Source organism: Methanosphaera sp. DEW79 (assembly GCF_003266085.1).
GTDB lineage: Archaea > Methanobacteriota > Methanobacteria > Methanobacteriales > Methanobacteriaceae > Methanosphaera > Methanosphaera stadtmanae.
In genome coordinates this window covers 1-14666 of the sequence record NZ_MUZW01000069.1, presented here as the reverse complement: position 1 = coordinate 14666, position 14666 = coordinate 1, and the positions used below count along the sequence as shown (strand labels likewise).

12 protein-coding genes, 1 pseudogene and 1 riboswitch are annotated in these 14666 nt (G+C 28.5%); of the genes and pseudogenes, 7 read left to right on the top strand and 6 right to left on the bottom strand.

Annotated features, from left to right (window positions below; genetic code table 11):
- Entirely contained in the window at nt 1-786 is a 786-nt protein-coding gene (larB, locus tag BZ132_RS07200) for a nickel pincer cofactor biosynthesis protein LarB (protein WP_011407061.1), read from the bottom strand.
- A 152-nt stretch (nt 787-938) separates the two neighbouring features.
- Here larB and BZ132_RS07195 point away from each other — a divergent pair, with 152 nt between their 5' ends.
- Nucleotides 939-1595, top strand: a complete 657-nt coding sequence (locus tag BZ132_RS07195) for a PHP domain-containing protein (protein ID WP_011407060.1) — start codon at nt 939-941, stop codon at nt 1593-1595.
- 51 nt (nt 1596-1646) lie between these two features.
- On the opposite strand, the gene BZ132_RS07190 is transcribed toward BZ132_RS07195, so the two are convergent.
- The 4 genes from BZ132_RS07190 to BZ132_RS07175 form a co-directional block, all read right to left on the bottom strand.
- Nucleotides 1647-1937: a hypothetical protein gene (locus tag BZ132_RS07190; RefSeq protein WP_286940703.1), complete on the bottom strand. Its 291-nt coding sequence runs from the start codon at nt 1935-1937 to the stop codon at nt 1647-1649.
- A gap of 241 nt (nt 1938-2178) precedes the next feature.
- Nucleotides 2179-3306: a cation:proton antiporter gene (locus BZ132_RS07185; RefSeq protein ID WP_286940702.1), complete on the bottom strand. Its 1128-nt coding sequence runs from the start codon at nt 3304-3306 to the stop codon at nt 2179-2181.
- A 128-nt stretch (nt 3307-3434) separates the two neighbouring features.
- Nucleotides 3435-3504, bottom strand: a riboswitch (Fluoride riboswitch).
- A gap of 264 nt (nt 3505-3768) precedes the next feature.
- Entirely contained in the window at nt 3769-4704 is a 936-nt protein-coding gene (gene radA, locus BZ132_RS07180) for a DNA repair and recombination protein RadA (protein ID WP_011407057.1), read from the bottom strand.
- Nucleotides 4705-4732: 28 nt separating this feature from the next.
- Nucleotides 4733-7114, bottom strand: coding sequence for a replication factor A (locus BZ132_RS07175; protein WP_286940701.1), 2382 nt, complete (start codon nt 7112-7114; stop codon nt 4733-4735).
- A 467-nt stretch (nt 7115-7581) separates the two neighbouring features.
- On the opposite strand from BZ132_RS07175, the gene hacA reads away from it, so the two are divergent.
- The 6 genes from hacA to BZ132_RS07145 all read left to right on the top strand — a co-directional run bounded on the left by hacA (nt 7582) and on the right by BZ132_RS07145 (nt 14087).
- The gene (gene hacA / locus BZ132_RS07170; protein WP_011407055.1) at nt 7582-8838 is read left to right on the top strand and encodes a homoaconitase large subunit; all 1257 of its coding nucleotides are present in this window, start codon (nt 7582-7584) and stop codon (nt 8836-8838) included.
- 18 nt (nt 8839-8856) lie between these two features.
- Entirely contained in the window at nt 8857-9360 is a 504-nt protein-coding gene (locus BZ132_RS07165; protein ID WP_011407054.1) for a 3-isopropylmalate dehydratase small subunit, read from the top strand.
- Nucleotides 9361-9373: 13 nt separating this feature from the next.
- Nucleotides 9374-10348 carry an isocitrate/isopropylmalate family dehydrogenase gene (locus tag BZ132_RS07160; RefSeq protein ID WP_011407053.1) on the top strand — a complete coding sequence of 325 codons (975 nt, stop codon included), beginning with the start codon at nt 9374-9376 and terminating at the stop codon, nt 10346-10348.
- Nucleotides 10349-10671: 323 nt separating this feature from the next.
- Nucleotides 10672-11076, top strand: a complete 405-nt coding sequence (gene ribH, locus BZ132_RS07155) for a 6,7-dimethyl-8-ribityllumazine synthase (RefSeq protein ID WP_011407052.1) — start codon at nt 10672-10674, stop codon at nt 11074-11076.
- A 67-nt stretch (nt 11077-11143) separates the two neighbouring features.
- Nucleotides 11144-12091 (top strand): methanogenesis marker protein 11, encoded by a 948-nt coding sequence (gene mmp11, locus BZ132_RS07150; protein ID WP_011407051.1) that lies wholly within the window; start codon nt 11144-11146, stop codon nt 12089-12091.
- Nucleotides 12092-12266: 175 nt separating this feature from the next.
- Complete coding sequence (locus BZ132_RS07145) at nt 12267-14087, top strand: glycosyltransferase (protein WP_112149761.1); 1821 nt, start codon at nt 12267-12269, stop codon at nt 14085-14087.
- 72 nt (nt 14088-14159) lie between these two features.
- Here BZ132_RS07145 and BZ132_RS07140 read toward each other — a convergent pair.
- A pseudogene (locus BZ132_RS07140) lies at nt 14160-14666 on the bottom strand (ISNCY family transposase); the annotation flags it as partial.

Below are 14666 nucleotides of genomic sequence, written 5' to 3'. Positions count from 1 at the left end.
TTATTGTTCTGTCATGTCTTTAATTCTTTTTTCTATTTGATTTAATATTGTAACAGAATATATTCCAGCTCCATAACCATTATCTATATTCATAGTGGCAATTCCAGGTGCACATGATTGTAGCATAGCAAATAATGCTGTGAATCCTTTTTCACCTACTCCATATCCTGTTGATGTTGGAACTGCAACTACTGGAATGTCTACAATTCCTGCTACAACTGATGGTAATGCTCCTTCCATTCCTGCTATTGTAATGATAATATCTGTTTTTTTATCAATAAGATATGTGATTTTATCTATTAATCTATGTATTCCTGCAACTCCTACATCATATGTTGGTATAGTTTTATAACCTGCTTGTTCTATTGTTATTCTGGCTTCCTCTGCTATTGGAACATCTGCAGTTCCTGCTGTAATTATGCCAACTGTACCTTTTTTTTCCTTTGGAGTTGTTTTATTAATAGTTAATATACATGCTTCTTTGTAGTATGTTCCATTTTTTAAAACGTTTTTGTTTAACTGATATTTTATTCTATTAAAACGTTCTTCTGGTAATCTTGTTATCATTAAATGTTTTGTAAAATCAATATTGTTGATTATGTTTATTAGGTCCTCATCGGTTTTTCCTTGTGAATAAATAGCTTCAGGAACACCAACTCTTATTTCTCGCATAGTATCAAACTTAACATGACTACCCATTTCTTGTATTTGCATGATTTTTAATTTATCTTCAGCATCTGAAATAGAAATTTTGCCATCAATTAATTCTTTTAATATATTTTTCATAAAACTCCTCAATTTAGATATTTATCATGTTTTCGGCATTCTTATTTAATTTAATATTTATTATTAATCTTAATTATTTTACTATTAAATATATTATTGATTAATTCAATATTTATAATATAATTTAGGTCATAATTTTAGAAGGTTTTTAAATGAAGATTGATACACATATTCATAGTAAGTATTCAAAAGATTCAATTACTCCTCTTGAGAACATTATTAAATACAGTAAAAAAATAGGTCTTAATGCAATAGCTATAACAGATCATGATGAAATAAAAGGTACTTGGGCTATTAGAGAATTAGAACATGATGATTTGTTATTAATTCCTGGTGAGGAAGTTAGTACTTCAAAAGGTCATATTGTTGCTTTGGGGATAACTGATTATATAAAACCTCTTCAATCACCAGAAGAAACAATTGACGAAATTCATGATAATGCTGGAATTGCTATAGCAGCACACCCGTATTGTTATTATAGGAGTGGTCTTGGTAATATTACACAATCATTAGATGTTGATGCTATGGAAACGAAAAATTCAAGATATATTCTTGGAATATCTAATTATCTTAGTAAAAAAGTTTCTAATAAAAATAATATTCCTGAGATTGGAGCGAGTGATGCTCATTTTGTTGAGGGAATAGGATGTTGTTATACTGAGATTCCTGTAACTGATTCTGTGGATACATTGTTAAAATATATTAAAAAGGGTAAAAGTACTGCTCATGGTAAACGTACACCTATGGATCTTATTATTCGGGAAGTTATTAGAAAGAAAGGTCATAGAACTAAACCTAAAGAAAATTAATTTAAAAAGAATAAATTCCCCTTATAATGTTTAGATAACGAATGTCTCTAGTTATAATGGGAGATTGTTTTGACTTTGTAATGATTGGTTTAATTGCCATCCCATATCAAAGTCTATTTGTATTATATTATTTTGTACATATACTTCTACTGCACTACATCCGGAGTATAGTCTGTAATATGTTTTTTCATCCATATCTTGGTATATGTCTGTTTGTAATCCACTTGATTTTTCTAAAATATCTGCTAATTCATTAACTAACAAATCCACTAATTCATATGAAGGATTTGTTTTATAATATTTTTCTAATTTTCTTAAATCATTTTCATTAATGGTTATCATATTTTCACTATACTGGTTGTTGTTATACTGTTATTATTTAATTAATATATAAAGGTGCTTTATTTTAGATTAAACTAAATTATTAATTTTATTTTTTTGATTAACCTAAAATTATTCCGAATTTTAAATTATAATTGTGTGAAAATATGATTTTTAGTTTAGACTAACTTCACGGTAATTTTTTTGGTTTTAGTAGAATATATGTCTATCCTATGAAAAAAAGTAAAATGAAAAATTATCTTCATAATTCTTCAAATGATGGTGCATAGAATTTATCTCCAATAAAACTTGGAAGTATGGCACTTAAAACTAATACTCCTGCTAATATACTGTAGATATGTTGTGGAATAATATGATTATTTAAACCATATAATGCTGCTACTAATCCAAATGTTAAACCTGTACTCATTATCATAGTAATATACATGTGGTGTTTTGATAAACTTTTTTTTACTATTGTGTATACTCCTATGAATTTTCCCACTTGTCTTACAACAAATATTAATAAAAATATTCCTATTGTTGATATTATTATAGGTATTGAAACTTTTGTTCCACCTACAATGAAGAATATTGGTGTGAATATTGTGAATGATACTGTTTGTAGTCTTGTTAGCATGTCATTTTTATTTGTATGTGTAAATTGTTTTGATAGTAGCGCTCCTAATATGAATACGGGTAATAATGCTTGTCCTCCTCCTAGTGTTGCAAAGAATATTAATATTGTTAGTAGTAGGAATATATATTTTAGTTCTATTTCATTTTTATTCATACTAAATGTTTTACTTTCAAATAGTATATCTGAATATTTATATGCAAATACTAGTATTATTATTGATGTTATTATGAAAATTAGAGTTTCTATTGTAGGTTTCATAAACAATATACTTAGTGTTGCTGCTGTACATATGTTTGTTATGAAGGTTGAACCCATTAATATTGTTCCTAATTTTTTTTCTGATAGGTTTTTATCTATTATTACAGAGTATACTATGGCTATTGATGTTTCTGAAAGTGCTGTTGCTACAAGTAATGATGATTGTTGTGGCCATGATAGTATGTAGTTACATGTTATGAATACTGTTATAAATGCTAGTAGGAATGATGCTATCCCTATACTTATACATTCTTTTAGATTTGATTTCATTATTTGTATGTTTATTTCTGTTCCTGCTAGGAATGTTAAAACCATTCCTCCAACACTTGCTATGTATATCATCCATGGTTCAACATGTAATATTCCTAGATTTCCTGCAATTACGCCCATTATTATTTCAACAATTGAAATGGATATGCTCCATTTTATGGAAATCATACTTGCTAGTATTATTAGTATTGCAAGTATAACTGGGTAAATATCACTAATCAAGTTTATAGTCTCCTTAATTTTTTTTAAAATTAAAGATAAAATAAGTTAATTTCCTATAAATTTGCATGGTAACTCCTAATCCTATTTTGTGATTATCTGATGATTTATAGGTAAACTTAATTTTACCTTTAAAAATAGAAGTCATCATCCAGTAATCACTGGCAGTTAAATAGGTGGAACCTCATCACCTTATTTGTTATTTTTGTTGTTTATATTATTTATATATTGTTATTTTTTTATTGAGTGGATTGTTATTTTTGAGAAGTTCTATTTATTAATTGTTGTTGAAGGAGTGTGACAACTATTTTACTCTGTTAATTGTATATATTATTTGTTGTGTTATACAAACCCCGACAAATATTTAATAATTATAAAATAAGGTAACAAGAAACTTATTGAAAACACCAAAAACAGAATTGTTGCACATTCTATTATATCTATAAAAAAATGTAGTAGATGTATTTAATCTACTAAACCTTCGGTAGTTACTTTAAATACAGATTCGCCTTCAGGTAAATGAGGACTATCTACAAGACGTGCTATTCTTTTACCGGATAATCCTTTTTTAAGTAATATGCGGTATGTTGATGCGTGTCCTAAAACGTGTCCACCAACAGCTTTTGTTGGAGTTCCAAAGAATGAATCTGGTTTTGATTGTACTTGGTTTGTTATAAGAACTGCTACATTATACGTGTTTGCAATTGTTTGTAGGGTGTGTAGGTGTTGATTTAACTTTTGTTGACGTGTTGCTAATGATTCACGACCAACATATTCTGCTCTGAAGTGTGCCATTAATGAATCAATTATTATAAGTTTTATATTAACTCCACTTTGTATTAATTCATTGATTTTATCAGCCATTAAAATTTGATGTGAACTGTTAAATGCTCTTGCAACATGAATTTTTTTAAGAACTTCTTCTATATTTAATCCAAATCCTTCAGCTATTTGTTCTATCCTTTCAGGTCTAAACGTGTTTTCAGTATCAATAAATACTACTTCACCATCAAGACCACCTTCTTCTACAGGTAACTGGGTTGTAACAGATAATTCATGTGATATTTGACTTTTTCCAGATCCAAATTCACCATATACTTCAGTAATAGATTGGGTTTCTATTCCTCCTCCTATAAGTTCATCAAGACCTTTACTTCCCGTTGTTATTCTACCAACATCTTCACGTCTTTCCATTACTTCGAATGCAGTTTCAAAATCTATTTTTTCAGCTTTTCTTGCAGCTTCAATTACTTTTGCAGCTACTCCTTCACCAATTTCTACTTTTACACTAAGTTCTTTAGGTGTTGCAGTTGCTAATCTCATCATATCTGCAAATCCAGCATCTCTTAGTTTTTGTGCTGTTTTTTCTCCTACACTTGGTAAATCTTCTAATTCTGTCATTTAAATTCTCCTTGTTATTTTCATATCATTATACTACTATTACTAGTTGTCTTACATTTAACCTAATATCTTCATCATATTCATTAAAGTTTGCATTAGCTATTATTGTAACTTCATGTCCAATCATGTCTTCAAGTTTTGAAGACATTGCAGATTCATCTCCAGTTTGTTCATATATTGCTACAACTTCATCAGTTGTTGTGCTTATAAGTTCTTCTGCATCTTTTCTGAAGAATGTTGCTTGAACAGTTCCTGTTTCATCTTGTAATGTTGTTGATATAATCATTAGATAATTTGGTTTTTCTATTTTTTCTCCACATTCATTACATATATATCCATTTTCATCTTGTGTTATTCCAATATTACAATTTGGACACATGGTATAGATGATTTTTTCACTATTAATTTCTGATATGGTTCCTTTAATTTTTATATGTTGATCATCTTCTTCTATGTCTTCAATGTATTTTTCAACATAGAGTTTATTTTCAATTTCAGTTAATGAAAGCATTTTTTCAGCTTCTTCTTGTCTTGCTGCACGTATTGTACTTCCATTTCCAATAGATAATCTTAGTTTGGTGTTTTGTCGTGTTATATTTGGATTTTCTATTATGATTGCAGAACCTTTGGTGAATTTTATTTCTGTATCATCATCCCAGAGTGATACTTGTATTTCACCAGTTTCATCAGCAACATATATTGATCTTACTCTTCCATCTCTTCCATCTGTTCTTGTAAATGTGTTTATTTCATTGATGTTAAGGATTCTTACTCTGAGTTTTGTGTTTGTTTCATTTTCTTCAAGTTGACTTATTGTTCTATCATTGTATCTGTCTTGTTCAATGTTTTCATATGATGGTAGGTTTACTATTTCTTCATCTGTAGGTGTTGTTATTCGTGAGGATTTACCTACACTTAGTTCCATTTGACCCTGTCCAATCCTTGTTCGTGCATTTTCTATTTTTATTGCATCACCAAGTTTTTCAGTGATATCTACTTTTTCATCCCAAAGTGATGTTCTTACAATTCCTGTTTCATCAGCTAATTCAATACTTTTTATTTGTCCTTTACTTCCATCTCCTCTTTCAAATTCACGAGTATCATTGGTTGTAATTATTCTTCCAACAACATCTACTTCTCTACCTTCGTCTTCATTTAAATCTAGAACGTTTTCTATTTTTACTATTCCAATTGTATCTACTAGTTCAAGTTTTTCTCTAAGTTTTGTATCAAGTTCAGGGTTAATTGTTATTGATGCATTCCAGCCAGTATTTAGTCTATATCCATCTCCAGCATAATCATCAAATTCTATGGATCCTCCTTCAATTTTGATGATATCTCCCTTTCTCATTTCAATTTCTGTTTCTTTGTTCCATAGTGTTACTCTTATAGATCCTGTCTCATCAGTTACTTCTATGCTTCTAACATGTCCTTCATTTCCATCTGTTTTTGTGAATGTTATTGTATCATAGATTTTGGTTATTGTCCCTATGATTGTTACATCTTCTTTTTCTTCAGCATAGCCTATTTTTAGGATTTCTTCTTCAAAATCTGGAACATCGTATTCATTTTTTATAATTCTTCCATTCCAACTATTGGATAATGTTATCTGATCATATCTTTGTTGTGCTCTTGCTTTTATGATTTTTATAGTATCATGTTCTTTTAGTTCTAATGTATCTACTAGTTTTGTATCTTTGTTCCATAGTGTAAATTCAAGTGTTCCTGTTTTATCCATTATTTCTAATGTAATTATCTGTAGAGTTTTTTCTCCTTTTATAATTTCACGAAGTGTTGATATTTTTTTGATTCTTACTATGATGTTGTATTCACCATCTTCAGTAATGTCTGATAGATTAGTTATTTTTTCTTCATATTTTGGTAGGGATGGATCTACTTCTTCTGGTAAAACTTGTATTGATGAGTTATTTTTCATTTGTACTTCAAGATCTCCAGTGTATCCTTTTCTTACTTCAAGATTGTTTACTTTTATAATGTTTCCTTCTTCTATACGATTCATGTATTTCATATTGTCTGTCCACATTACGACTCGTATTTTTCCACTATTATCTTCTACTGTTAGATTGGCAACTTTTCCTTCTCTACCTTTTTTTGTTGTAAATGTTTTAATGTTGGATATAGATATTAATCTTCCTTGTATGCTAATGTTTCCATTTCCTTCAATAAGTGAAGATATGGGTTGTATTTGATTTGTATGTGTTTGTTGTATGTTTTCATGTTCTGCATATTTTTCTATAACCATATCAATTAATTGTTGTTGTGTAAGGAAGGGAGCATCAACATTTTCTATTTTTATATCTTCTAAATCTTTTAAGAAGTCTTTGTATGTTACTTTCTCTTTAACTTCTTGATATCTTTCTTTTATGTAGTCTTCATTTTCTCCTGTCAATTTAGATCCTCCTATGTGGGAGTTATATTAATATTTAATAATTATTATTTATAAAAAATTTAGATATATTATAATATATTTATAATTTGCATTTGTTTTAGTTTTTGTATATTTTATATAAAGGTTTTTATGGTAGCTTTTGATAACTATTTATTTATATATATTTTTTAGTAAATTTTGGATATTTCTAATATTTTTATATTCATTTTAGCATAATTCTACAATTATTTTTACTGATTTGGTATATTTGTAATACATTATTATGTAATAATAATTTATAAATTTGTAATACTTATACTTTTCTAGTAAAGAATTAATTACAAAATAAATAATAAGTTAGTTTATCAAAAATATATATAATGTGAAATTTTATTTTTCAATAATTCTATTGAATTATGATTCACTTAAATCATTATACTAAAAAAATCATTAAAAATATTTACACTTAAATAGGGGGTAACAAATCAATGTCAATGACAATATCTGAAAAAATATTAGCAAAATCATCTGGCAATGAAAAAGTAGAAGCTGGAGAAATAGTCATGGCAGATATTGATACTGCTATGGTACATGACCTTACAGGTCCATTAACATTACAAGCACTAGAAAAAATTAATACTAATAAAGTATGGGATCCTGATAAAATAGTAATTCCTTTTGATCATCAGGTACCTGCAGATACTTTAGATGCTGCAAAAAATCATCAAATATTAAGAAAATTTGTAAAAGAACAGGGAATAAAAAACTTTTATGATGTATATGAAGGTGTTTGTCACCAAGTATTACCAGAAAAAGGACATGTACTTCCAGGAACAATAGTAGTTGGTAGTGACTCACATACATGTACACATGGAGCATTAGGAGCTTTTGGAACAGGAATTGGATCAACTGATATGGCTATGGTATTTGCAACAGGACAATTATGGTTTAAAGTACCAGAAACATTACAATTTAATGTAACAGGTGATTTAAAAGAAAATGTTACAAGTAAAGATGTAATATTAAATATCATAGGACAAATAGGGCAAGATGGTGCAAGATATAAAGCATGTGAATATACTGGAGAAACAGTACAAAATATGGATATGTCTGATCGTATGGTATTAAGTAATATGGCAATAGAATGTGGTGGAAAAACTGGAATTGTACCAGCAGATAAAATAACTGATGAATATCTTAAAAACAGAACCACAAAACAATATACAAAATTCACAACAGATAAAGATGCAGCAAGCTTAGAAGTTATGGATATTGATGTTTCAGATTTAGAACCACAAGTTGCATGTCCAAATTATGTGGATAATGTAAAACCAGCAAGTGAAGTTGAAGATGTGGAAATAGATCAAGTATTTATAGGTTCATGTACGAATGGTAGACTTAAAGATTTAGAACAAGCAGCACGTGTTCTTAAAGGAAATAAAATCAATCCAGGAGTAAGAACATTAGTAATACCAGCATCACGTACAATTTATAAACAAGCATTAGATGAAGGTTTAATGGATATATTTGTAGATGCAGGTGCATTAATTTGTAATCCATGTTGTGGACCATGTCTTGGTGGACATGTGGGTGTGATTGGAGATGGAGAAGTAAGTTTATCAACATCTAATCGTAACTTCAAAGGAAGACAAGGAAGTCCTGAAGGAAAAGTATATCTTAGTTCACCAATAGTAGCAGCAGAAAGTGCAATTACTGGACATATAACAGCACCAGAAAAAAAATAATTCGAAGGAGACGATAAAATGGATAAAATTATTGAAGGTCGAGTTTTAAAACTTGGTGATGACATAGACACAGATAGTATACTTCCAGGAAGATATTTAACATTAAGTAAACCAGAAGATCTTGGAAAACATGTAATGGAAGGATATGATTTACATTATAAAGATAAAATTCAAGAAGGTGATGTTATAGTAGCAGGTTCTAACTTTGGATGTGGATCTTCTCGTGAACATGCACCTATAGCATTAAAAGCTTCAGGAATTAAGGCAGTAGTTGCAAAATCATTTGCTAGAATATTCTATAGAAATGCAATAAACATTGGATTAACATTAGTAGAGGCACATGAAGGTCCTGATGAAATAGAAGAAGAAGATACAGTAAAAATAGATCTTGAAAATGGAACACTTACTAATAAAACAAAAAATCAAGAATATGCAACAACAAGTCTTCCAGAATTCATGTTTGAAATACTTGAAAATGATGGATTAATAAAATACTTAAATAAAACAAGATTTAATGAATAGGAGTATAATATTTATGTATAATATAGCAGTAATACCTGGAGATGGAATTGGTCCTGAAGTAGTAGAAGCAGCAATAACAATACTTGATAAATTACCAATAGATTTTAATTATACTTATGCTAACGCAGGAGATAAATGTAAAGAAGATACAGGTGTGGCTCTTCCTGATGAAACATTAGAAATAGCAAAAAAAGCAGATGCAGTATTGTTTGGAGCTGCGGGAGAAACAGCAGCAGATGTAATTGTAAGACTTAGAAGAGAACTCAACACATTTGTAAATTTAAGACCTGTAAAATCATTACAACCAGATAAATATGGTGATATAGACTTCATGATTGTAAGAGAAAATACTGAAGATTTATATATAGGTGATGAAGAATTAACAGAAGAAGGTGCAATTGCACGTAAAAAAATAACAAAATTTGCATCTGAAAGAATAGCAGAATACGCTTTTAAATATGCTGAAGATACAGGTCGTAAGAAAGTTACAGCTGTACATAAAGCAAATGTACTTAAATTATCTGATGGTTTATTCAAAGAATCATTCTATAAAATGGCAGAAAATCATCCAGATATTAAAACAAATGATTTCTATGTTGATGCAACAGCAATGTATCTTATTACAAATCCACTTGACTTTGAAGTAATAGTGACAACAAATCTCTATGGTGATATTTTATCAGATGAAGGTGCAGGACTTGTTGGTGGTTTAGGAATGATACCTTCTGCAAATATTGGGGATAATTCTGGATTATTTGAACCAGTACATGGTTCAGCACCCGATATTGCTGGTCAAGGAATAGCAGATCCAGTAGCAACAATATTGTCTGCATGCATGATGTTAGATTATTTGGGTGAATCTGAATATGCAAGAAAAATAGAAGATGTTATGATTGATGTTATTCGTCAAGGTGATAATGTAACTCCTGATTTAGGTGGAGATGCATCAACACAAGAAATGGCTGAATATATAGCAAGTAAATTATAAAATATGAGGAAAGGTTTCTTTCTTTTCTTTTTTAAATTGAATTTTTTCTAGTTATAACTAATATTTAATAGGATTCTTATATTAAGAAGTAGGTATTATTAAATAAAAATTTAATATATGAAAATAAACAGAAAAATTAACAATAATTAAAACATTATAAGACATTAATAACGGAGATTAAATCTATGGAAACAGCAAAATTAATAGCATTATTTATTATATTCATTATGGTAGTAAGTTCAGTATCAGCATTTGTATTATACTTAGTATAAATCTAGAAAAAGTAATATAATATATAAAATACATAAAAGGAGAAAATTTTAATGATTAAAATAGGAGCAGTAGTAGCAGAATTTAATTTTGATATAACAAGTATGATGTTAGAATTAGCTAAAGAGCATGCTAAATTTTTAGATGCAGAAATTACAGAGGTATTCCCAGTACCTGGCGTATATGATATGCCTATTGCAATAAAAAAATTATTAGATGAAGGAAAAGTTGATGCAGTTATTACTTTAGGTGCTGTAATTGAAGGAGATACTCAACATGATGAGATTGTAGTACAACACGCAGCAAGAAAAATAACTGATTTATCATTAGAATATAATAAACCAGTAACTCTTGGAATTTCAGGACCAGGAATGACTAGACTTGAAGCACATAAAAGAGTAGAGTATGGTAAACGTGCAGTGGAAGCTGCAGTAAAATTAGTGAAAAGATTAAACTAATTGGTTTATGTCTTCTTTTTTTACATTCTTTTTTTTAAAACTAATAACAAAAGGGAACTATGAGAATATGGAAATTTTAACACCTGATGAATTAAAAGAAAAATATACTGATGCATGGATAACACCTTATCATGAAATTTTAACGGTAACTGATAATAATGAGGATAAAATAGAATTAATTGAATATCATCCATGTCCTGTAGGATCTGACTGGATGATTACACAATATCAAAGAACAAGTCCGTTAATATTAGAAGCTAAACGTGATGGAAACAAACACACATATCTTGTTAAAAAAGGAAAAACAACTTTGGATTTAAAACCAAGTTTTTGTGCAGCAGGAATAGAAGAAGCTATAATTGGTGATGATGAAATTAAGATAATCCACGCTGGTTTAGCAGGGGCTGGTGTTGGAGCAGCATTTTGTCGAGGTAAAGCAGCAGGTGTAAAACGAGTTGAAATATTTGAGAAGGGTGGTGGTTCTAAAGTAGGTAAAGCTGCAGTTGTAACACCAAAACTTAGAAAAGTAATTATTGGTATTGATGATACGGATATTCCTACTGAAGGCGCTACATGGACACTTGCTAATAATATTGCAACTGAGATACAAGATGAAAAGGGTTATAAGTATTTAGAACATATTACTTGTCAATTATATCCGAATAATCCAAATAAAACTAAGAATTGCGTATCTATAATATTAGTATTTGCAGTAAAAGATGAGGATAAGGAAGATTTAATAAACAGTATTAAATCTAAGTTAAAAAAAGATACATTGTCTGAAAATACAGCATTTGTTGTGTATGATAAGTTAGATATTCCTCAAGAAGTTAAAAATTATGGAATTGAGGCTAAAAAATCTATGAAATCATTTGAAGAAGCAGAAAAAATAGCTAAAAGAAATAATATTCATATTGAATATGTCACTGGAAAAGCAGGACTTATTGGTGCTTTAGCAGCAATTGGTTTGTATAATAGTCCAGAAGAATATGCAAAAGTTTATTCTGATGAATAAATTTTTTTTATATTAACCTCCTTCATATTATTTAATTTTGATTTTATTTTAATATTTATTTATTATTCAGTTTTTTACATAAAAAAATCATTTATATTATAATTAATAAAATGTATTAATAATTAACAAATGTTAAATAATAATTTTTAACATATATAAAGGGAAATGAGATTACATGTTACAAGTTATACCAATTATATTGATAATTATAGTGTCTTTACTATATTTTGGAGATAAATCTTCTAAAGTAAATGATACTGTATCTGTTGTAATACCTGCATTTAATGAGGAAAAATCAATAAAACATGTAATTGACACAGTAAAACAAGTAAAGAGTATAACAGAAATCATAGTTGTAGATGATGGGTCTACAGATAAAACATATGATATAGTCTCCAAAGAAGATGTTGTACTTATAAAGCATAAGATAAATAAGGGTAAAGGCTCTGCTATGAAAACAGGCCTTAAAAAAGTAACAAATAATATAGTTTTATTTTTAGACGCTGATTTATCAGAAATTAATAAAAAACAAGTCGAATCAATAATTCGACCGATTATTAAAGGGAATGCAGACATAACAAAAACTAAATTTAAAAGAGAAGCAGGACGTGTAACTGAATTAACAGCAAAACCTTTACTTCAATTTTTCTTTCCAGAATTAAGTTTTGAACAACCATTAAGTGGACAGTTTGCAGCAACAAAAAATTTCTTAGATACAATTGATCTTGAAAAGGATTATGGTGTTGATATTGGTATAGTGTTAGATGCGGATGCCCGTGGAATGAGAATACATGAAGTGGATATTGGAAATATTGTTCATGAAATGTCATCATTAAAAGAATTAAATTTAATGGCTAATGAGGTTGTAAGAACAATAGTTGATCGTGCGATTAATTATGGTAGATTGACTATGGTCGATGATTTAGGTAGTTCAATAAGGATGGAAATCATGGGATTATCACTAATAACCTTGGGAATATTTGGATTATTCTTTATTAGATTCATGACTACATGGATGTCTTCATTTATTATAATAATTGGATTAATTATTTCTATACTTTATATTATAAAAATAATTAAGATGTCCTTAAGAATATATGGACAAAGTAAAGTGTCTAAGAAACAAATATTTAAGTCATTTATTCACATGCATTTTCCAATAGTTATTTCTATAATAATTCTATTACTATTAACAGTTTCGTTAGTAGGATCTGTAACTATATCTTCAAATCAAATATCTATAGAACCTGCAAGTAAGAATCTAATAATATCAACATCACCTGAACCTCATAAAGGGGTAGATGTTAGAGGACCATATACAATAGAGAATGCTTTGGAAAATGAAGAACAGCTCATACGTCTCCCAACTTCAGCATTGAGTACTCTTCAATCACAATATGGGGACAATATATATATTAATCATGAAAAGTATCAGCTTGAACAGTCGCTTGAGGGTGAAAATGATTTAATACGTATGCCTGAGTTAGCTAGAAGTAATTTAGAAGTTAATCCGGGGGATGTGATTAGGGATTCAGATTTTAAAACTAAATTCGAGAATACTCAACAAGTAAAAAATATTAAAGTAGATGAAAATACACTAGATAAAAATCTAAATAATACAACTATAAATGTTGATATAAATCATACAAATGCTAGTGTTGGAACAGAAATTAAATCACAGCAACTGCCCGAAAAAATATTAACTGTATATGTAAATGATACAGAAATCGGAAAAGTATTAGCTTCAGTAACAAATACTTCCTATTCTATATATCTAAATGAAGGTTATTCTGATACAATAGATTTAAATTCAAATACACATGGTGTAATATACAATCAAACATATAAAAATTCGACAATTGAAGTTGTTTTAGAAGATAGTGGGGCAAATACAACTACTGAATTTGCAAATGATGATTCATATGTGAAGTTTTTAAATATTAATATAGATAATGTAACTATAAATAATACAACAACTACAACTCAAAAAGATTAGATTCTTATCTTTTCTTATTTATTTTACTATTTTTAGTGGCTTTCCAGTTGTAGGGTCTTGATTTTTGAATATTTATTTTTCTTTTGTGTTTTTAAATTTTTTCATCATTTTGGTTGTTAGTGTTGTTAGTATGCCGTTAATGGTTCTTTTTTTGTTTTTCTTTGATTTTGGTAAAGAGTTTCTGTAGTATTGTTCTACTGCGTTGTTTGTTCTTGGTATTTCGGAGTATAAGAGGTGTATTATTATTTTGTTTATGTTGTTTTCTATTGTGGTGTTTAGTATTTTTTTTAATTGGTTTTAATAGTTGGTTTTCTATGTCTTTTAGTTCATTTAGTGTTTTGTATGTATCATAAAGACTTAGTTCTCTGTATATTTGGAATATTTGTGATGTTTGGTTTGCTATTGTCATTTTGTCTAATGTTGATAGTGTTTTTGATCTTAAGTATTCTTTGTTTCTAGAGAATTTATTTTTTATTTTTATCCAAAATTCAAGTGTTTGAAGATTTATATTAGTATTTAGAACTACGTTTATTATATGTTGTAGTAGAGATAATGGTATATTTCTAAATTCCATTATTT